Source organism: Mycobacterium sp. DL592 (assembly GCF_011694515.1).
Classification (GTDB): domain Bacteria; phylum Actinomycetota; class Actinomycetes; order Mycobacteriales; family Mycobacteriaceae; genus Mycobacterium.
Genome location: NZ_CP050192.1, coordinates 1,148,960 through 1,168,211 on the forward strand (window position 1 = coordinate 1,148,960; position 19,252 = coordinate 1,168,211).

General features: G+C 69.2%; 21 protein-coding genes and 1 pseudogene. 14 read left to right on the top strand and 8 right to left on the bottom strand.

Annotated features, from left to right (window positions below):
- Position 1: 1 nt before the first annotated feature.
- A complete protein-coding gene (locus HBE64_RS05630; protein WP_167108742.1) occupies positions 2-754 on the top strand; it encodes a sulfite exporter TauE/SafE family protein in 753 nt (250 codons plus the stop codon).
- Here HBE64_RS05630 and HBE64_RS05635 read toward each other — a convergent pair.
- The 3 genes from HBE64_RS05635 to HBE64_RS05645 all read right to left on the bottom strand — a co-directional run bounded on the left by HBE64_RS05635 (position 726) and on the right by HBE64_RS05645 (position 3,133).
- The gene (locus tag HBE64_RS05635) at positions 726-2,018 is read right to left on the bottom strand and encodes an acyltransferase (RefSeq protein ID WP_167098866.1); all 1,293 of its coding nucleotides are present in this window, start codon (positions 2,016-2,018) and stop codon (positions 726-728) included. The genes HBE64_RS05630 and HBE64_RS05635 overlap by 29 nt on opposite strands.
- 3 nt (positions 2,019-2,021) lie before the next feature.
- On the bottom strand, positions 2,022-2,510 hold the full coding sequence (locus HBE64_RS05640; protein ID WP_167098869.1) for a hypothetical protein: 489 nt from the start codon (positions 2,508-2,510) through the stop codon (positions 2,022-2,024).
- A gap of 134 nt (positions 2,511-2,644) precedes the next feature.
- Positions 2,645-3,133, bottom strand: a complete 489-nt coding sequence (locus HBE64_RS05645; RefSeq protein ID WP_167108745.1) for an NUDIX hydrolase — start codon at positions 3,131-3,133, stop codon at positions 2,645-2,647.
- A gap of 80 nt (positions 3,134-3,213) precedes the next feature.
- On the opposite strand from HBE64_RS05645, the gene HBE64_RS05650 reads away from it, so the two are divergent.
- Both HBE64_RS05650 and HBE64_RS05655 read left to right on the top strand, forming a co-directional pair.
- The gene (locus tag HBE64_RS05650; RefSeq protein ID WP_167098872.1) at positions 3,214-4,620 is read left to right on the top strand and encodes an acyl-CoA synthetase; all 1,407 of its coding nucleotides are present in this window, start codon (positions 3,214-3,216) and stop codon (positions 4,618-4,620) included.
- Positions 4,611-4,958: a VOC family protein gene (locus HBE64_RS05655; protein ID WP_167098875.1), complete on the top strand. Its 348-nt coding sequence runs from the start codon at positions 4,611-4,613 to the stop codon at positions 4,956-4,958. Before HBE64_RS05650 ends, HBE64_RS05655 begins: the two co-directional genes overlap by 10 nt.
- A gap of 102 nt (positions 4,959-5,060) precedes the next feature.
- Here HBE64_RS05655 and dapD read toward each other — a convergent pair whose 3' ends face one another.
- On the bottom strand, positions 5,061-6,032 hold the full coding sequence (gene dapD / locus HBE64_RS05660) for a 2,3,4,5-tetrahydropyridine-2,6-dicarboxylate N-succinyltransferase (RefSeq protein ID WP_243841611.1): 972 nt from the start codon (positions 6,030-6,032) through the stop codon (positions 5,061-5,063).
- Between the two features lie 20 nt (positions 6,033-6,052).
- Here dapD and dapE point away from each other — a divergent pair, with 20 nt between their 5' ends.
- Positions 6,053-7,129, top strand: a complete 1,077-nt coding sequence (gene dapE / locus HBE64_RS05665) for a succinyl-diaminopimelate desuccinylase (protein ID WP_167098881.1) — start codon at positions 6,053-6,055, stop codon at positions 7,127-7,129.
- Here dapE and HBE64_RS05670 read toward each other — a convergent pair.
- Positions 7,126-8,286 (bottom strand): annotated as a pseudogene (locus HBE64_RS05670) (tetratricopeptide repeat protein); the annotation flags it as partial. The gene dapE and the pseudogene HBE64_RS05670 overlap by 4 nt on opposite strands.
- 91 nt (positions 8,287-8,377) lie before the next feature.
- On the opposite strand from HBE64_RS05670, the gene HBE64_RS05675 reads away from it, so the two are divergent.
- The 7 genes from HBE64_RS05675 to HBE64_RS05705 all read left to right on the top strand — a co-directional run bounded on the left by HBE64_RS05675 (position 8,378) and on the right by HBE64_RS05705 (position 13,989).
- Entirely contained in the window at positions 8,378-8,959 is a 582-nt protein-coding gene (locus HBE64_RS05675) for a TIGR00730 family Rossman fold protein (protein ID WP_167098884.1), read from the top strand.
- 38 nt (positions 8,960-8,997) lie between these two features.
- The gene (gene fadD6, locus HBE64_RS05680) at positions 8,998-10,782 is read left to right on the top strand and encodes a long-chain-acyl-CoA synthetase FadD6 (RefSeq protein WP_167098887.1); all 1,785 of its coding nucleotides are present in this window, start codon (positions 8,998-9,000) and stop codon (positions 10,780-10,782) included.
- Positions 10,783-10,891: 109 nt separating this feature from the next.
- Positions 10,892-11,716: a dihydropteroate synthase gene (gene folP / locus HBE64_RS05685; RefSeq protein WP_243841612.1), complete on the top strand. Its 825-nt coding sequence runs from the start codon at positions 10,892-10,894 to the stop codon at positions 11,714-11,716.
- Positions 11,713-12,648 (top strand): glucosyl-3-phosphoglycerate synthase, encoded by a 936-nt coding sequence (locus HBE64_RS05690; RefSeq protein ID WP_167098890.1) that lies wholly within the window; start codon positions 11,713-11,715, stop codon positions 12,646-12,648. Before folP ends, HBE64_RS05690 begins: the two co-directional genes overlap by 4 nt.
- A gap of 91 nt (positions 12,649-12,739) precedes the next feature.
- Positions 12,740-13,081 (top strand): DivIVA domain-containing protein, encoded by a 342-nt coding sequence (locus tag HBE64_RS05695; protein WP_167098894.1) that lies wholly within the window; start codon positions 12,740-12,742, stop codon positions 13,079-13,081.
- The gene (locus tag HBE64_RS05700; protein WP_167098897.1) at positions 13,078-13,662 is read left to right on the top strand and encodes a DNA-3-methyladenine glycosylase I; all 585 of its coding nucleotides are present in this window, start codon (positions 13,078-13,080) and stop codon (positions 13,660-13,662) included. Before HBE64_RS05695 ends, HBE64_RS05700 begins: the two co-directional genes overlap by 4 nt.
- A gap of 159 nt (positions 13,663-13,821) precedes the next feature.
- Entirely contained in the window at positions 13,822-13,989 is a 168-nt protein-coding gene (locus HBE64_RS05705) for a DUF3117 domain-containing protein (protein ID WP_003931055.1), read from the top strand.
- 48 nt (positions 13,990-14,037) lie between these two features.
- Here the strand turns inward: HBE64_RS05705 and glgA are convergent, their stop codons facing one another.
- Entirely contained in the window at positions 14,038-15,201 is a 1,164-nt protein-coding gene (glgA, locus tag HBE64_RS05710) for a glycogen synthase (RefSeq protein ID WP_167098901.1), read from the bottom strand.
- Between the two features lie 160 nt (positions 15,202-15,361).
- Between glgA and glgC the strand changes: the two genes are divergently transcribed.
- Together glgC and HBE64_RS05720 are read left to right on the top strand one after the other, a co-directional pair.
- On the top strand, positions 15,362-16,576 hold the full coding sequence (glgC, locus tag HBE64_RS05715; protein WP_167098904.1) for a glucose-1-phosphate adenylyltransferase: 1,215 nt from the start codon (positions 15,362-15,364) through the stop codon (positions 16,574-16,576).
- 24 nt (positions 16,577-16,600) lie between these two features.
- Positions 16,601-17,518 (top strand): DUF732 domain-containing protein, encoded by a 918-nt coding sequence (locus tag HBE64_RS05720; protein WP_167098908.1) that lies wholly within the window; start codon positions 16,601-16,603, stop codon positions 17,516-17,518.
- Between the two features lie 6 nt (positions 17,519-17,524).
- On the opposite strand, the gene HBE64_RS05725 is transcribed toward HBE64_RS05720, so the two are convergent.
- Together HBE64_RS05725 and HBE64_RS05730 are read right to left on the bottom strand one after the other, a co-directional pair.
- The gene (locus HBE64_RS05725; protein ID WP_167098911.1) at positions 17,525-18,124 is read right to left on the bottom strand and encodes a DUF4126 domain-containing protein; all 600 of its coding nucleotides are present in this window, start codon (positions 18,122-18,124) and stop codon (positions 17,525-17,527) included.
- Positions 18,125-18,224: 100 nt separating this feature from the next.
- The gene (locus HBE64_RS05730) at positions 18,225-18,821 is read right to left on the bottom strand and encodes a TetR/AcrR family transcriptional regulator (RefSeq protein ID WP_167098914.1); all 597 of its coding nucleotides are present in this window, start codon (positions 18,819-18,821) and stop codon (positions 18,225-18,227) included.
- Positions 18,822-18,922: 101 nt separating this feature from the next.
- Here HBE64_RS05730 and HBE64_RS05735 point away from each other — a divergent pair, with 101 nt between their 5' ends.
- The gene (locus tag HBE64_RS05735) at positions 18,923-19,240 is read left to right on the top strand and encodes an NIPSNAP family protein (RefSeq protein ID WP_167098916.1); all 318 of its coding nucleotides are present in this window, start codon (positions 18,923-18,925) and stop codon (positions 19,238-19,240) included.
- The last annotated feature ends 12 nt before the right edge of the window (positions 19,241-19,252 follow it).

Consider the following 19,252-nt stretch of genomic DNA (forward strand, 5'->3'; position numbering starts at 1 on the left):
CCTGAGCGCACTGGACGTTGTCACCCTGGTGATCGCCGGTGTGCTGGGCGGTTTGGCGGGCAGTATCGCCGGCTTCGCGTCGGTGGCCACCTATCCGGCGCTCCTTGCCGTCGGCCTGCCGCCGGTGGCGGCCAACGTGACCAACACCGTCGCCCTGGTGTTCAACGGGGTCGGATCCGCGTGGGGATCCCGGCCGGAGCTGGCCGGGCAGGGCCGCTGGCTGGCGCGCAGCGCCCCGCTGGCCGCGCTCGGCGGCGGCATCGGCGCGGTGCTGCTGCTGACCACCCCGCCGGAGGCGTTCGAGAAGCTGGTGCCGATCCTGCTCGCGGTGGCGTCGGCGGCGATCGTGATCCCCCGGGGACCCGGCCACCGCAGCGGCGCGCGGCGGCGCTCAGTGGTGATCGCGGAGATGGCCGCGATCGTCGGAATCGCCGTCTACGGCGGGTACTTCGGCGCCGCGGCAGGAGTGATGTTCCTGGCGTTGCTGCTCAATGCCGGCGCGGACAGCCTGGCTCACGCCAACGCGGCCAAAAACGTTCTTCTGGGGCTGGCCAATACGGTGGCCGCGGTGCTCTTCGTGTTCCTGGCGCCGGTGAACTGGCCGGCGATGATCGCGCTGGGCGCGGGCGGCCTGGTCGGTTCGCGGCTGGGCCCGATCGTGGTGCGCCACGCCCCGGCCACACCGCTGCGGATCCTGATCGGCGTCGCCGGGGTGATCCTGGCGATCAAGCTCGGCGTCGAGGCGTATCGCTGACCGACGGCGTCAGCGCCACCAGCACCAGGCCGGCGGCGAACCATGCGGCCGTCCCGACCGGAACGCGGCCGTCGGGGGCGAAGCCGCCGATTGAGATCTTCGTCAGCGCCGCGGCGATCGCCAGTGTGCCTGCCGCCATCAGCGCCGCGCCCAGCGGCGCGGGTATCGGAACCGTCACCGACGGCAGTGGGGCCGCGAAGAATGCCCGCCCCCGCCACAGCAAGACCAGCTCGACAAGTGCGACGACGGCCAGGATCGCCACCCAGCCCAACCGGAACCACCACCACGCGGCGGTGCCCAGCTCCGGCCTGGGCAGCAGTCCGGTGGGATAGCCGACGAGTGCCACGACCACCACCGGGATCATGTGCCAGAGGTACAGCGCCATCACGTTGTCGTTGGCCACCGCCAGAATACGTTGCGCCCAAGCCGAATTCAGTGCCCGGTTCACTGCGGGCGCGGCGGCCAGCGCCAACCCGCTCTGGGTGAGGCCCAGGGCCAGCAGCGCCAGATTCGGCGGCGAGGTGTTGTTGAGTGCCTGGCCTGGCACCCCGATCATGCTGATCGGGTACGGCCCGACGGTCACCAGCAGCACCAGCGCGACCGCCGACACCGCGGCTCCCACCAGCGCGCCGCGGCGGCCCACCAGCCCGTCCTGCCAGGCGATGCCGAGTTGGTAGAGCGCCGCCCACGGCAGCAGGTAGTTCAGCCAGGCCACGTACGGGACGTGGGCGCCGATGCTCGCCGCGTCGACGACGGCGACGGCCATTACGAGCCCGAGCGGCACCCACAGACCCCAGCGCCGGTGGGCGGCCACTGCGACGGGTGTCAACGCGATCACCAGCACGTAGATGCCGAGGAACCACAGGTGCATGGCGACCGCCCAGGCGCCGAAGTCCAGTTCAGTGCCGGCCACCCCGGCCGCGGCCAGCGCCGCCACGATGAGCAGCACGATGACGACGTAGACCGCGGTGGGGCCCAGCGGCCGGGTCAGCCGGTGGCGGATCCACGCCTGCCGCGACTGGCCGTCGTCGCCAAGTCTGCTCCACGACACCGCGCTGGCATAGCCGGCCACCACGAAGAACACCGGAACCACCTGGAACAGCCAGGTCAGCCACTGGGTCCACGGCAGCTCCACCAGCGGGTTCTCCCGATAGAAGGCACCGTCGCGGAACGTCAGGGCCGCAGCGATCCAGTGCCCGATGACGACCATCACCAGGGCCAGAACCCGATAGAGGTCGGCGGCGTGGTTACGGGTGCCCGTCATCGGTCAGGCCGGCAACGCGACGACCGGCATCACGACACTCCCGCGGCACGGGCCAGACGCGATGTCGGTGTGCCAGGTGCCGCGCAGTGAGCCGTCGGGCTGGGGCGCGTAGAACGCCCACGATGTCGCCGGGCTCCACTGCTTCTGATAGCCGTCACCCAGGAAGCAGTCCCAGGCCCAGTCGTATGTGGTGGTCCACTCCGAGCCGTTCCACGTGTAGCGCGTCGGCTGCGGGATCGTCGGGTTCCCCGGCGCCGGGCCGTCGACGACAGTCGCCACGCAGGCACCGCCCGAACAGGCTGTCGACAGGGTGAAGGTGGCGCCGAAGTCGTTCTCCTTCTGATGCGTCGCCGGGCTGGTGCCCGCTTTCTGCGAGGCGTAGGTGATCATCTGGTACCGACCGCTCCACGCCTGTGGCTGGCCGTGCGCGGACGCCGGGCTCACCAGACCTGCCGAGCAGACGGTCGCCAGGGTGACGAGCGTGACACCCATGCTGCGCTGGCCGGTCCCCATAACCCCTCTAACGTCTTGTCCTCCGGAGAAGTAGCCTAGGCGTCAGTTAGGACCGAACCCGTGGCGCCCCAAGGGGTGTCACGTCCGATCGTGACGCAACCCTGACCGGATCGTTACCGTCCCTCGGCGAGCAGCAGCAGCGCGTAGGCGGCGATCGACTGCGCGTCGGTGATCTCACCGCTGCGGATCATCTCCTCGACCCGGGTCCTGGTGAACCAGGCGAAGTGCATGTCCTGCTCCTCGTGTTCACGGTCGGGATCGCCCTCGGTGAGCTCGGTGGCCAGGAACACCCAGCCGCGTTGGCTGCTCATCCCGGCGGCGATGTCGAGGGTTCCCAGCTTGACCAACGATGCGGCGCTCAGCCCGGTCTCCTCGCGCAGTTCGCGGACCGCCAGTTCGGTGGGTTCCATTTCGGCGCGCTCCGGCGCGGTGCCTTGCGGGAACTCCCAGCGCCGCTCGCCGAGCGGATAGCGGAACTGCTCCACCAGCGCGATCCGGTCACCGTCGACGGCGATGATCAGGGCGTAGGACGGCTTGTCGACGACGCCGTAGATGCCGGTCGAGCCGTCCGGACGGCGAACGACGTCCTCACGCACCGTCATCCAGGCGTTGCGGTAGACCTCGCGGGAGGAGATCGCGGTGATGGGCTTCACCCGAACAGTATCGGGGTAGCCTCCCTGCTGTGCTTCTGGCCTCGCTGAACCCGGCCGCGGTGGCCGCCGGGGCTGATCTGGGTGATGCGGTGCGCATCGACGGTACGACGTTGTCGCGCAGTGATCTGGTCGGCGCAGCGACCTCGGTCGCCGAGCGGGTCGGTGGTGCGCAGCGGATCGCGATCCTGGCGACACCCACGGCGGCGACGGTGCTCGCCGTCACCGGCTGCCTGATCGCCGGCGTGCCGTTCGTACCGGTGCCCGCCGACGTCGGCGCGGCCGAACGGGCCCACATGCTCACCGATTCCGGCGCCCAGGCGTGGCTGGGGGAGTGCCCCGCCGACACCGGCGGCCTGCCACATGTGCCGGTGCGGTTGCATGCCCGGTCCTGGCACCGCTACCCCGAACCTTCGCCGCGCAGCACGGCGATGGTGATGTACACCTCGGGTACCACCGGGCTGCCCAAGGGCGTGTTGATCAGCCGCGCCGCCGTCGCCGCCGACATCGATGCGCTGGCGCAGGCCTGGCAGTGGACCCCGGAGGACACCCTGGTGCACGGGCTTCCGCTGTTCCACGTCCACGGCCTGGTGCTGGGGCTGCTCGGATCGCTGCGGGTGGGAAATCGCTTCGTGCACACCGGAAAACCGACGCCGGAGAGTTACGCCGCCGCTGCCGGATCGCTGTACTTCGGCGTACCGACGGTGTGGTCGCGGGTCGTCGCCGACCCGGCGGCCGCCGCCGCGCTGGCAGGCGCCCGGCTGCTGGTGTCGGGTTCGGCGGCGCTGCCCGTCCCGGTCTTCGACCGGCTCACCGAACTGACCGGGCACGCGCCCGTCGAGCGCTACGGCAGCACCGAGTCGCTGATCACCATGTCCACCCGGGCCGACGGCGAGCGCCGCCCGGGCTGGGTGGGCCTGCCGCTGGCCGGGGTGCAGACCGGGCTACGCGCCGAGGATGACTCGCCGGTGCCGCACGACGGGGAAACCATTGGCAGCCTTGTGGTTCAGGCTCCGACACTGTTCGACGGCTACCTCAACCGGCCGGACGCCACCGCTGCGGCCTTCGATGCCGACGGCTGGTATCGCACCGGTGACGCCGCGGTGATCGACGAGGCGGGTATGCACCGGATCGTGGGCCGTGAGTCGGTCGACCTGATCAAGTCGGGTGGCTACCGGATCGGCGCCGGCGAGGTGGAAACGGTGCTGCTGGGCCATCCGGGGGTGTCCGAGGCCGCTGTCGTGGGCCTGCCCGATGCCGATCTCGGCCAGCGGATCGTCGCGTTCGTGGTCGGTGACGCCGACCCGGCTGCCCTGATTTCCCTTGTGGCCGAACAGCTTTCGGCGCATAAGCGACCACGCGAGGTTCGATTGGTGGATGCACTGCCGCGCAACGCGATGGGCAAGGTCGTCAAGAAGGAGCTGATGACATGGGGTTGAGGCTCAGCGAGATCTGCATCGACGCGCACGACATCGACGGCTTGTCGGCCTGGTGGGCGGGTGTGCTGGGTTGGCCGGCCGAGCCGACCGACGACGGTGATGTGGCGTTGCGTGCCCCCGCGGGGGCAGGCCCGGACTGGCTGTTCCTCGAAGTCCCCGACGACAAGGTCGTCAAGAACCGGATTCATTTCGACTTCACGCCCACCGACCAGCAGGCCGAGGTCGACCGGGTGCTCGCTCTCGGGGCGCGGCGCGTCGACATCGGCCAGGGGGAGCAGAGCTGGGTGGTGCTCGCCGACCCCGAAGGCAACGAATTCTGCATCCTGTCAGCGCAATAGCGCCCGACTTCGCCGATTCTGCGCACAGATCGCGTTCGGGGCGGTGAACTGCGATCTGAGCGCAGAATCGATGAGTGCCCAATCGGCGTGCAACGCCTCCGCCTAATTGGCGTGCAGCGCCTCATTGAGCGCGATGCCCTTGCCGTCGCGCCCCACCACCTCGACTGCGCCCGTCACCGAATTGCGGCGGAACAGAAGGTTATTGGCGCCCGAGAACTCGCGTGCCTTGACCACGGTGCCGTCCGGGGTGGTGACCTTGGTGCCCGCCGTGACGTACAGCCCCGCCTCGATGATGCAGTCGTCACCCAGCGAGATGCCCAGACCGGAGTTCGCGCCCAGCAGGCAGCGCCTGCCCACCGAGATCACCTCGGTGCCACCGCCGGACAGCGTGCCCATGATCGACGCGCCGCCGCCCACGTCGGAGCCGTCGCCGACCACCACACCGGCCGAGATCCGGCCCTCCACCATCGAGGCGCCTAAGGTGCCGGCGTTGAAGTTCACGAATCCCTCGTGCATGACGGTGGTTCCCGGGGCCAGGTGCGCACCCAGGCGCACCCGGTCGGCGTCGGCGATGCGCACCCCGGTGGGCACCACATAGTCGACCAGCCGGGGGAACTTGTCGACGCCGTAGACCGTCACCGTTCCGCGGCGGCGCAGCCGCAGCCGGGTCTGCTCGAAACCCTCGATGGCACACGGGCCGTAGTTGGTCCACACCACGTTGGTCAGCGCGCCGAAGATGCCGTCGAGGTTGCAGCCGTGCGGCTCGACGAGCCGGTGCGAGATCAGGTGCAGCCGCAGATACGCGTCGTAGGTGTCGGCCGGCTTGTCAGCCAGGTCGGCGATTACGGTGCGCACCGCCACCACCTCGACACCGCGAGCGGCGTCGGGCCCGGTCAGGTCGGCGAATTCGTCGGGCGCATCGGCGTCCGAGAGCCGGGTGGTGCCGGCCGGGCTGTAGGCGCCCAGTTCCGGGTCCGGGAACCAGGTGTCCAGAACGGTGCCGTCCTCGGTAACGGTGGCCAGTCCAAAACCTGCAGCAGAAGTCACGGTGCTAGAGGGTAGTCGATGGCGCAGGCCCGCTAGCCTGGGAAGTTGTGCCGGACCCTTTACTAGACCTGAGTGCCGATCCGATCGCGCTGACCGCCGCCCTCGTCGACATCCCCAGTGTGTCGCGCGACGAGGCCCGCATCGCCGACGAGGTCGAGGCCGCCCTGCGCGCCCAGACTTCCGGGTTCGAGATCGTCCGCAACGGTGACGCGGTGCTGGCCCGCACCAACCTGGGTCGCCCGTCGCGGGTGCTGCTGGCCGGTCACCTCGACACCGTGCCGATCGCCGACAACCTGCCCTCGCGGTTCGACGGTGATCACCTCTTCGGCTGCGGCACCTCCGACATGAAGTCCGGTGACGCCGTCTTCCTGCACCTGGCTGCCACCATCGCCGACCCGGCGCACGACATCACGCTGGTGATGTACGACTGCGAGGAGATCGAATCCGCGGCCAACGGTCTGGGCCGCATCGAGCGTGAGCTGCCCGACTGGCTGGCCGCCGACGTCGCGATCCTCGGCGAGCCGTCCGGCGGTTACATCGAAGCCGGCTGCCAGGGCACCCTGCGGGTGGTCATCTCGGCCACCGGAACCCGTGCGCATTCCGCGCGATCGTGGTTGGGCGACAACGCGATTCACAAACTCGGTGCCGTCCTGGACCGGCTGGCCGGCTATCAGGCGCGCATCGTCGACATCGACGGCTGCACCTACCGCGAAGGCCTCTCGGCGGTGCGGATCGACGGGGGAGTGGCCGGCAACGTCATCCCGGACGCGGCGTCGGTGACGGTCAACTTCCGCTTCGCCCCCGACCGCTCGCCGCAGGACGCGCTGGCCCATGTGCGGGAGGTGTTCGACGGGCTCGACGTGACTCTGGAGCAGACCGACGTGGCCGCCGGTGCGCTACCCGGCCTGCAGCATCCGGCCGCCGCGGCGCTGGTGGCGGCCGCCGACGGGATGGTGCGCGCGAAATACGGGTGGACCGACGTCGCGCGGTTCGCGGCCCTGGGAATCCCGGCGGTCAACTACGGCCCCGGTGACCCGAACCTGGCGCACCGGCGCGACGAACGGGTCGCCGTCGCGCAGATCACCGCGGTCACCGAGGTGCTGCGGCGTTACCTGGCGGGTTAACCTTCGAGGTCCTGAGCCTGCCGCGCGGCGTCCGCGGCGACGCCCGCCATCCCGATTCCGGCGAAAGCCGCCGACGCCGCCCGCAGCCCGTCGGCGTCCCGTGCGCGCAGCGCCCTGCCGTAGCCGACGGCCAGCCGTCCGACGAGGGTGTCAAGGTTCAGCCGCTCGAGTGCATCGGCTGCCCGGGTGTCACCGAGGCACACCGCGTCGAGCAGTGCCCGCAGCGCGACGGCTGATTGCCCGCCGCGTTCCGCGGTCTTGGCGGCGTCGCGGGCTGCGGCGATCGCCTCCGCGCCGTCGCGGCGGGCGGCCGCCGTCCACGCCTTCGCAAGGCCGAGCTCCGGTGCGAACAGCATCGACTTCAGGCCGTGCTTGGACTCCGCACGCGCGAGGATCCGGCCGGCATCGGCGAGGCGGCCCGCCTGCGCCAGGGCGCGGGCCAACAGCATCCATGCCAGCGGTCCCCACGAGTAGCCGGTCGGGGCCAGTGCGGCGGCCGACTGCTCGAGCAGGTCGGCGGCCGCCGCGGGATCACCGCGGGCGATCAGCACGTCGGCGACGAGCAGCGTGCCGATCGCGTGTGCGGGCTGCCCGCGCTCTGCGGCGTCTACTAGTTGCTGCGCCAGCGCTTGGGCCCGGTCCAGCTCACCGGAGAGCACCAGCGCCGTCGTCTGGCCGTAGGCGGAGGTGAACCGCAGCAGCCCCGGATGCCCGGCAGCGATGGCCCGCTCGGCGAGCTCGTCGATGTCGGCGAAGGAGCCCGTGCGGGCAGCGCAGAGCGCGGCCGCCGCGGCCGCCCACCCGATGGCCTGGTCGTCGGCCTCGTCGGATGCGAGCACCGCACGCGCCAGTTCCATCGCCCGTCCGGGACTGCCCGCGTTCATCGCGAACGTGCCTAGTAGTGCGTCGACCGTCGCGACCGACGGGCCGGAGGACACCCGGCCGCGCAGGGTGCGCAGGAATGCCGTCGCGCGTTCAGGCTCGTCGAGCATCCAGAACTGGTTGGCCGCCCGCGGCAGCGCCCACGCCATCAGTTCGGACTCGGTGAGGGTGGCGGGGTCGACGCCGGCGAGCACATCGGCGGCCTCCCGTCCGAGGCCCTGCCACGCCAGCTCCTGCGCTTTGGCGAGCGTGGCTTCCAGCGACAGTGACACCGCCGCAGTGTATGACTCGGCCGCCCCAGGCAAAGCGAAATGCTCCGCGCGCCAGCGCTCATCGGCGCGAGCCGCTCTGCGCTAGGTTGCTCAGGTGACGCCCCAACCCGAAACCCGCGACGACTGGGCGGTGTGCGTGTACTGCGCATCTGGCCCGCGCCATCCCGAACTGCTCGACTTGGCCCGGCGGGTGGGTGAGGGGATCGCGGCCCGCGGCTGGACCCTGGTCTCCGGCGGCGGCAACGTCTCGGCGATGGGCGCGGTGGCCCAGGGTGCGCGTGCGCGCGGCGGCCGCACCGTCGGCGTCATCCCCAAGGCCCTGGTGCACCGGGAACTGGCCGACGTCGACGCCGACGAATTGGTCGTCACAGACACCATGCGCCAGCGCAAGCAGGTGATGGAGGACCGCAGCGACGCCTTCATCGCACTGCCCGGTGGAATCGGCACGCTGGAAGAGCTTTTCGAAACGTGGACGGCTGGGTATCTGGGGATGCATGACAAGCCGGTGGTGTTGCTCGACCCCGGCGGCCACTACGAGGGCCTGCGCACCTGGCTGGCGTCGCTGGTCGACACCGGCTACGTCGCATCGGCGGCACTCGACCGGCTCCTGGTGGCCGACGACGTCGAAGCCGCGCTGGCACTCTGCTCGGCCGGGGGTCGTCCTGGCCGGGGATAGGCTGGCTTTTCCCACCCCATCGATGAGAGGTGACGCTGGTGCCTGGTGAGGACTCAGGATCGCGGAGGCATTCGGTCGGTCTGCTCGATCTGGCGACCCGGTTGCCTGCGGTGGTGATGGACGCCCCGGTGATCGTGCGGGGTGCGTTGACCGGGCTGCTGGCGTTGCCGACGTCGAAGGCCTCGATCGGCAAGGTGTTCCAGGATCGCGCCGCCCGCTACGGCGACCGGGTGTTCATCCGGTTCGGTGCGCAGAAGGTCAGCTACCGGCAGGCCAACGAGACCGCCAACCGCTACGCGGCGGTGTTGGCGGACAAGGGTGTTCGCCGCGGCGACGTCGTCGGCATCATGTTGCGCAACTCGCCCGACGCGGTGCTGATGATGCTGGCCGCGGTCAAGTGCGGCGCGGTCGCCGGCATGCTGAATTACCACCAGCGCTCAGATGTGTTGGCGCACAGCATCGGTCTGCTCGAGGCGAAGGTGCTCGTCGCCGAATCCGACCTCGTCGAGGCGATCACCGACAGCGGCGCGCAATTAGCCAACTTGATGACCATCGAGGACGTGGCACAGCAGGCCGACGGCAAGCCGGCCGACAACCCCGCGTCGGCCGCCGAGGTCCAGGCCAAAGACACCGCCTTCTACATCTTCACCTCGGGCACCACCGGCCATCCCAAGGCCAGCGTGATGACCCACCACCGGTGGTTGCGTGCGCTGGCGGCGTTCGGCGGGCTGGGGCTTCGGCTCAAGGCCGACGACACCCTGTACTGCCCGCTGCCGCTCTATCACAACAACGCGCTGACGGTCGCGGTGTCGTCGGTGATCAACGCGGGCGGCACACTGGCGCTTGGCAAGTCGTTCTCGGCGTCGAAGTTCTGGGACGACGTCATCGAGATGGAGGCCACCGCCTTCATCTACATCGGCGAGGTGTGCCGGTATCTGCTCAACCAGCCGCCCAAGGACACCGACCGCGCGCACAAGATCCGGGTGATCGCCGGCAACGGGCTGCGCCCGGAGATCTGGGAGGAGTTCACCCACCGCTTCGGCATCGACCGGGTAGCCGAGTTCTACGCCGCCAGTGAGGGCAACACCGCCTTCATCAACATTTTCAACATCCCGAAGACGACCGGCATCAGCCCGCTGCCGCTGGCCTACGTCGAATACGACCCGGAGACCGGTGAGCCGGTGCGCGACGAGAACGGCCGGGTGCGCAGGGTGCCGTCGGGCACACCTGGGCTGCTGCTGAGCCCGGTCAGCAAGCTCTCGCCGTTCGACGGCTACACCGACAAGGCGGCCAGCGAGAAGAAACTGGTGCGCAATGTCTTCAAGGAGGGCGACGTCTGGTTCAACACCGGCGACGTGATGAGCCCGCAGGGGATGGGCCACGCCGCGTTCTCCGACCGGCTCGGCGACACGTTCCGCTGGAAGGGTGAGAACGTCGCCACCACCCAGGTCGAGGCCGCGCTGGGGGCGGACAAGAACATCGAGGAGTCCACCGTGTTCGGCGTCGAGGTGCCCGACACCGGCGGGCGCGCCGGAATGGCCGCGGTCAAGCTGCGCGACGGCGTGGAGTTCGACGGCAAGGCGCTGGCCGAGACGGTGTACAGCAACCTGCCGGGCTACGCGGCGCCGCTGTTCGTGCGGGTGGTCGAGTCGCTCGAGACCACCTCGACCTTCAAGAGCCGCAAAGTCGACCTGCGCAAACAGGCCTACGGCTCCGAGGTCGAGGACCCGCTGTACGTGCTCAACGGCCGTGACGAGGGCTATGTGCCGTTCTACGACGAGTACCCCGGGGACGTCGCGGCCGGCAAACGCCCCAAGGGCTGAGCCCTCGACTGGATCACACCATTTCGTCGATCTCGGCGTGACCAGGCACCATGGTGGAGTGAAGTCGACGTTCTGCGGACGGCCGGTGGCCGGCGATCGCGCCTTGATCATGGCGATCGTCAACCGCACCCCCGACTCGTTCTACGACCGCGGCGCGACGTTCACCGACGAGGCCGCCAAGGCGGCCGCCTACCGCGTCATCTCCGAGGGAGCCGACGTCGTCGATGTCGGCGGGGTCAAGGCCGGACCGGGAACGGTCGTCGACGCCGACGAGGAAGTCGCCCGCGTCGTCCCGTTCATCGAGTGGCTGCGCGCCGAATTCCCTGATCAGCTGATCAGCGTGGACACTTGGCGGGCCTCGGTGGCCAAACAGGCCTGCGCCGCCGGAGCCGACCTGATCAACGACACCTGGGCCGGCGCCGACCCGGCATTACCCGAGGTCGCCGCCGAATTCGGGGCCGGGCTGGTGTGCTCGCACACCGGCGGCGCGGTGCCGCGAACCAGGCCGTTCCGGGTGAACTACGGCACCACCGTGACCGGTGTCGTCGACGACGTCATCGCCGAGGTGACCGCCGCCGCTGAACGGGCGGTGGCCATCGGGGTGGCCCGCGACGCGATCCTGATCGACCCGACCCACGATTTCGGCAAGAACACTTATCACGGCCTTACTTTGTTGCGCCATGTGAACGATCTCGTTAAGACCGGATGGCCCGTCTTGATGGCACTGAGCAACAAGGATTTCGTCGGGGAGACTCTAGGTGTGGAGCTGACCGAACGGCTGGAGGGGACCCTGGCGGCAACGGCCCTGGCCGCCGCCGACGGCGCCCGGATGTTCCGGGTGCACGAGGTGGGGCCCACCCGGCGCGTGCTGGAGATGGTCGCGTCGATCCGGGGGGATCGTCCGCCGACGCGAACGGTGAGGGGACTGGCATGACCGAACTCGCGGCCAAAGACACCCTCCCCGGTGACACCTGGCTTTCCGACCACACCTGGTCGCATCCCACCTGGACGATCGAGGATCTGGTGGCCGCCAAGCGCGGCCGCACCATCTCGGTGGTGCTGCCCGCGCTCAACGAGCAGGAGACCGTCGGGTCCGTCATCGAGACCATCAGCCCGATGCTCGGCAGCCTCGTCGACGAACTGATCGTGCTGGACTCCGGGTCCACCGACGACACCGAGATCGTGGCCGTCGCGGCCGGGGCCCGCGTGGTCAGCCGCGAGCAGGCACTGCCGGAGATCGAGACGCAGCCCGGCAAAGGCGAGGTGTTGTGGCGGTCGCTGGCCGCCACCACCGGCGACATCATCGTGTTCGTCGACTCCGACCTCATCGACCCCGACCCGATGTTCGTGCCGCGGCTGGTCGGCCCGATCCTCACCGGCGACGGCATCCACCTGGTCAAGGGCTTCTACCGGCGGCCGTTGACGGTCGGCAAGGGCGAGGACCCCAACGGCGGCGGCCGCGTCACCGAACTGGTCGCCCGCCCGCTGCTGGCGGCGCTGCGCCCCGAACTGGGTTGTGTGCTGCAGCCGCTGGGCGGCGAATACGCCGGAACCCGTGAACTGCTCACCTCGGTGCCGTTCGCCCCGGGCTACGGCGTGGAGATCGGCATTCTGATCGACACCTACGACAAGCTGGGGCTGGACGCGATAGCCCAGGTCAACCTCGGTGTGCGGGCGCACCGCAACCGGCCGCTGACCGATCTGGGGGCGATGAGCCGCCAGGTCATCGCGACCCTGCTGTCGCGCTGCGGGATCGCCGACTCCGGTGTCGGGCTCACCCAGTTCCTACCGGAGGGCGACGAGTACCTGCCGCGCACCACGTCGGTCTCGCTGGCCGACCGCCCGCCGATGAACACCCTGCGCTGACGGCGCCCTACCGCCGAAACCGACAAACGGGCGCGAAAGTTCGAGTGAAAGCGTGCATAACGTCGATCTCGGCACGAAGTAACCTCGTGTCGTGACGTTGATCCTGCTGTACCTGGTGGTGCTGATCCTGATCGGCACCGTCCTGTTCGGGGTGGCCAGCCTGGTGTTCGGACGCGGGGAGGAGCTGCCGCCGCTGCCGCGGGCCACCACCGCGAGCGTGCTGCCGGCCTCCGGGGTCACCGCCGCCGACGTCGAGGCCGTCAAGTTCACCCAGGTGCTGCGCGGCTACAAGACCAGCGAGGTGGACTGGGTGCTCGATCGGCTCGGCGCCGAACTCGACCAGTTGCGTGCCGAGCTGGCCGCGGTGCGCGCCGTCGCCGGCCTCGACGAACCCGCGGTGACCCATCACGCCGCCGACGAGGAATCGGTGTGAGCGAGCCCGACGACGACGGGCGTATCCGCTGCGGCTGGGCGGGCGGGCAAACCCTGCTCTACCGCGACTACCACGACCAGGAGTGGGGACGGCAGCTGCGCGGCCGTGTCGCGCTGTTCGAACGGATGAGCCTGGAGGCCTTCCAGAGCGGGCTGTCGTGGCTGATCATCCTGCGCAAGCGGGACAACTTCCGGACGGCCTTCGACGGCTTCGACATCGAGACCGTGGCCCGCTACACCGACCGCGACGTCACCCGGCTAATGGCCGACGTCGGCATCGTGCGCAACCGCGCCAAGATCGAGGCCACCATCACGAACGCCCGGGTGGCCGCCGACCGCGACGTCGACCTGTCTGATCTGCTGTGGTCCTACGCCCCGCCGGCGCGGCCCCGGCCCGCGACACTGGCCGACGTGCCCTCGCTGAGCCCGGAGTCCCAGGCCATGGCCAAGGACCTCAAGAAGCGCGGTTTCCGGTTCGTCGGACCGACCACGGCGTACGCGTTGATGCAGGCCACAGGCATGGTCGACGACCACGTCCAGGCGTGCTGGGTGCCCCCGTCGGGAGTGCCGAATCGGCCCTGATCGCACTTGCTGCCACGGGTCTTCCACACGCATGCGCCCGAATAAGGAACAATGGAATCTGAAAACAGGCAGTTCAGTGCCGGGACGCACCAGCCAGGCGGTCTGGCACCGATCCGGGTCCGTGTTCGCGGGCCGGCTCGAATCTGGAGGGAGTACTCGATGGCGGCGATGAAGCCCCGGACCGGTGACGGTCCGCTGGAAGCAACCAAGGAGGGGCGCGGCATCGTGATGCGGGTACCACTGGAGGGCGGTGGCCGGCTCGTTGTCGAGCTGACGCCGGAGGAAGCCGCCGCGCTCGGTGACGAACTCAAAGGCGTCACCAGCTAACTGATCAGTCCACGAAACCCCGCGTGATGTCGCGGGGTTTTGTGCTGCCTACGCCGAGACCTTGCGGTAGATCTCCAGCGTCTGCTCGGCGATATGGGCCCAGGAGAATTCGTCGATGCAGCGCTGTCGGCCCGCCTGCCCGTAGCGCTTCGCCCGCTGCGGATCCCCGACGAGGGAGTTGACGGCCTCGGCGATGCGGACTTCGAAGCCCGCCGGGTCGGCTGCGTCGTAGTGCACCAGCGTGCCCGTCACCCCGTCATCGACCACCTCCGGAATGCCCCCGACATCGGAGGCCACCACCGCCGTGCCGCACGCCATCGCCTCGAGGTTGACGATCCCCAACGGCTCGTACACCGATGGACACACGAAAGCCGTGGCCGCCGAAAGTATTTCGCGGATCTTGCCGATCGGCAGGAACTCCTGCACCCAGAACACACCGCTGCGCTGTGCCGCCAGCTCCTGCACCGCGGCGCTGACCTCGGCGGCGATCTCCGGGGTGTCGGGGGCGCCAGCGCACAGCACCAGTTGTACCTCGGGGTCGAAGCGGTGCGCGGCGGCGATCAGGTGCGGCACACCCTTCTGGCGGGTGATGCGGCCGACGAACGCCACCATCGGACGCGACGGGTCGACACCGAGCTCGGCGAGCACCGACTCGCCGCTCTCGGGCGGTGCCGGGTACCAGACGTCGGCGTCGATGCCGTTCTTGACGACGTGCACCCGGTTGGGATCCAGGCCCGGGTACACCGACAGCACGTCCTCGCGCATTCCCGAACTCACCGCGATCACCGCGTCGGCGGCCTCGACGGCGGTTCGCTCCACCCAGAGTGAAACCCGGTAGCCGCCGCCGAGCTGTTCGGCCTTCCACGGCCGCAGCGGTTCGAGCGAATGTGCGGTCAGCACATGCGGAATGCCGTACAGCAGCGAGGCGATGTGGCCGGCCATGCCGGTGTACCAGGTGTGCGAATGCGCCACCGTCGCCTCCGCCGCGGCGTTGGCCATCACCAGATCCGCCGACAGCGTCGACAGCGCGGCGTTGGCGCCCCGCAGGGCGGGGTCGGGCTGGTGTACGAAAACCCCTGCGCGAGGGGCTCCCATGCAGTGCACATCGACTTCGCAGAGCCGCCGCAGCTGCGCGACGAGCTCTGTCACGTGCACTCCGGCCCCGCCGTAAACCTCGGGTGGGTACTCCCGAGTCATCATCGCCACCCGCATGGAACCGACCGTAGTAGGCCCGGCGCGCGATTGCAGCTTTGTGGTCAACGTGGTTGAGGCTGAGCGGAAGTCTGTCTTTCCGCGCGACACCGGCGCGACACCGGCGCGCAAAAGTGCCAATGGCCTAGCCGTCTACGGCAGCTGCCATTAGGTTTGCATCATGAGGGAATTGCCACACGTGCTGGGCATCGTCCTTGCCGGCGGGGAGGGCAAACGTCTGTACCCGCTGACCGCTGACCGAGCCAAGCCTGCGGTTCCCTTCGGCGGTGCCTACCGCCTCATCGACTTCGTGCTCTCCAATCTGGTCAATGCCCGGTACCTGCGTATCTGCGTGCTCACCCAGTACAAGTCGCATTCGCTGGACCGCCACATCTCGCAGAACTGGCGGCTCTCAGGTCTGGCCGGCGAGTACATCACCCCGGTGCCCGCCCAGCAGCGGCTCGGCCCGCGCTGGTACACCGGCTCGGCCGATGCGATCTATCAGTCGATGAACCTCATCTACGACGAGGACCCCGACTACATCGTGGTGTTCGGTGCCGACCACGTGTACCGGATGGACCCCGAGCAGATGCTGCACTTCCACATCGAGAGCGGTGCCGGCGCAACGGTTGCCGGCATCCGGGTGCCGCGGGCCGAGGCGCACGCGTTCGGCTGCATCGACGCCGACGAGTCCGGGCGCATCAAGGAGTTCGTCGAGAAACCGGCCGACCCGCCGGGCACGCCGGATGACCCGGAGCAGACGTTCGTCTCGATGGGCAACTACATCTTCACCACCAAGGTGCTCATCGACGCCATCCGCGCCGACGCCGACGACGACCATTCCGATCACGACATGGGCGGCGACATCATCCCGCGCCTGGTGTCCGACGGGATGGCCGCGGTCTACGACTTCAAGAACAACGAAGTGCCCGGCGCCACCGAACGCGACCACGGCTACTGGCGCGACGTCGGGACGCTGGACGCGTTCTACGACGCCCACATGGATCTGGTGTCGGTGCATCCGGTGTTCAACCTGTACAACAAGCGCTGGCCGATCCGGGGTGAGTCGGACAACCTGGCACCGGCGAAGTTCGTCAACGGCGGCTCCGCGCAGGAGTCGGTCGTCGGCGCGGGCAGCATCATCTCGGCGGCCTCGGTGCGTAACTCGGTGTTGTCGAGCAATGTCGTGATCGACGACGGCGCGATCGTCGAAGGCTCCGTGCTGATGCCGGGCGTGCGGGTGGGCCGCGGCGCGGTGGTTCGCAAGGCGATCCTGGACAAGAACGTCGTCGTCGGCCCCGGCGAGATGGTCGGTGTCGATCTGGAGAAGGACCGTGAGCGGTTCGCGGTCAGCTCCGGCGGCATCGTCGCCGTCGGCAAGGGCGTCTGGATCTAGCCCGTTGCGGCAGCGCGGTACACGATGATCCGCTGGCGCCGTCGCCGCTCCGCCGAGGGTGGGCCGCCGGCCTGTCCGTACTGCCAGTCGCCCCTGGATGCCAGTGGCACGTGTGCGCGCTGCGGCGGTCTGCACGCGCCCACACCGCCGACCGGTTGGCGGCCGGACCCGACCGCGCGGCATGAGGGCCGCTACTACGTCACCGGCCGGCCGACCAACCGGGTGCGCAACGGCCGGGCCCAGTCGACGGATCCGGTCGGCGGTGCGATGCTGCCGGACTACGTCGAACTGCCTGCCGCCCGATCCAGTGTGCGTTCTACGTGGCTGGCGACCGGGGCGACCACCGCGATCATCGTCATGGTGGCCGCGGTCGAGTGGGTGTTGTGGACGGGTCGCCACACATCGCCGCCGCCACCGGAAGTCGGCTATCTCGAGGCGCTCAAGAGCGCCGACCTGAGCAACGAGTTCAGCTCCGAGGCCAATGCCATCGCCCATGGCCGTGCGGTGTGTCGTGCGCTCGACGACGGTGGCCCGCAGCAGGGGCTACCGGCCGACAAGATCGCGGTCGACGCGTTCTGCCCCCAGTTCAACAAGGGCTTCCGTGTTCTGGAATCAGCAACGGTGCCAGGGGTTTTCGTGCTCACCGACAGCATGGGCACACAGGCGATCAGCACTGACGGGGGTTCGTGTTCGGGGGCGGGTGGATACGCCGACGTCGGCCCCAGCACCGCGGTGACCGTGAAGAACGGCAAGGGCGAGATCCTGGCCACCACGGCGCTCGGCGCGGGTAAGGGCGACACCGCCACGTGCACGTTCTCGTTCAGCTTCACCATCACCGAGGGCCAGGACCGCTACGTCATCTCGGTGGGCCACCGCGGGGAGTTCAGCTACAGCTTCGGTCAGCTTCGTGCGCGCGGGGTGCAGATCCACCTCGGTCTGTGAGCACCGTCAGGTGTCGGTCCCGGCGCGGGCGCGCTTCTTGCGGCGCCGTTTTCGCAGCAGTGTGAACGCGCCCCACGCGAGTGCGATCAGCACCACGAGCACGAGCGCCGGGAGCAGGATCGCGATGAACACCAGCCCGACGCTGGTGACGTCCTCGATGGTGCTCAGCACCGGTGCGGCCACCCCGGCGGTGGCCACGTTGGCGGCCGGCCGGACCGCCGTCTTGGTCAGGTGCACCACCAACGCGGTGACGACACCGATGGCGATCGGCACCCACTGTCCGGTGCGGGCGAATTCGCCCGGGTCGGTGACGGCCGCGGTCTGCGCCGCGGTGCCCGAGCCGAACACGATGCCACCCGCGGTGGGCCGCACGAAGGTCTGCACGGCGTCGTTGACCGAATCCAGTGCCGGGACCTTGTCGGCGACGATCTCGACGAGCAGCAGCACCGCGACGATGCCGATGACCCAGCCGTTCTCGAGCCAGGCCCAGCCGTGCGGCAGGTTGACCAGGTTGGTGAAGCGGCCCAGCAGCCCCATCGCCAGCAGCGGGATGTAGGCGTTCAGCCCGGCGGCGCTGGCCAGCCCGAATCCGGTCATCAACTCCACGCGGGCCTCCTCGGGCCGGGTCGACGGGCGCCGGCGGACGCGCGTCGCGGGACGTTCACCAGTACAGGATGACGTGCGGGGCGCATCGCCGCCGATGGTTTCAGTCGGCGTGGGCTGCCGGCTGGCTGCCGGTGACTCGACTGATCAGAATTTCGAGACGGTCTTCATGGTGGCTGGGCCGTAATCGCCCGGTGCGGCTGAGAGTGACTAGCCCGTGCAGGGCGGCCCAGAACACTTCGGTGAGAGTGTCGGCATCGTGTTCGCCTGCGGTATGAGCGACCGCTTGACGCAGTTCGGCGAAGGCCGCCGCCGGTTGGGCCGGGGTGTCGTCGGCCGCGAAGCCGAACGTGGTCGGGCGGGTGAACATGGCGTCGTACACGGCCGGGTTGTCGCGGGCAAAGTCTAGGTACGCGTGGGCAATTCGGGTCAGCGAGGCGCTGGGTTCGACGGCCCCGGTGCGGGCGGTCCGCATGGCATCGGCGAGTTCCCCGAACCCCTCGACGGCGACCGCGTCGGCGATGTGTTCCATGCCGGTGAAGTGTTTGTACAGAACCGGCTGGCTGTATTCGATCTCGGTGGCCAGCCGACGGGTGGTGACCGCATCCCAGCCTTCGGCCTCGGCCAGGGTGCGCGCCGTGGTGACGATCAGCTGTCGGCGGGCGGCCCGCTCCCGTTCCCGGCGATCCTCGATGGCCATGCCGAACTATAGCATTGCTAGTGACACTAGCAATGCTATTGACCCGGCTGCGATCCGGGGTTAGCGTTGCTAGCACTGATCGGAGAGGAACGGTGATTCACATGTTCGAACTCAGGACCTATACCCTGCGGTCGCCGGAAGCGTTGCAGCAGTATGCGACAGTTCACTGGCCCCGCCACCTGACCTCGTTGGCCGCCTACGGCGTGGAAACCGTCGGCGTCTGGACGCAGCGATCCGGCGGGGAGCATCGTCTCGCCGCATTGGTCAGGTATCCGCCCGGCGCCGACCCCGAACGCGTCACACGCGACTTCATGGCGAGTCCCGAGTTCGCCGCCGACATGGCCGGTTTCACCGCCGACGGCATCGTCACGGTCGAGGCAGTACTGCTCGACCCCGCTGCGTGTTCACCGATTCAATAGCGATTCAAGGAG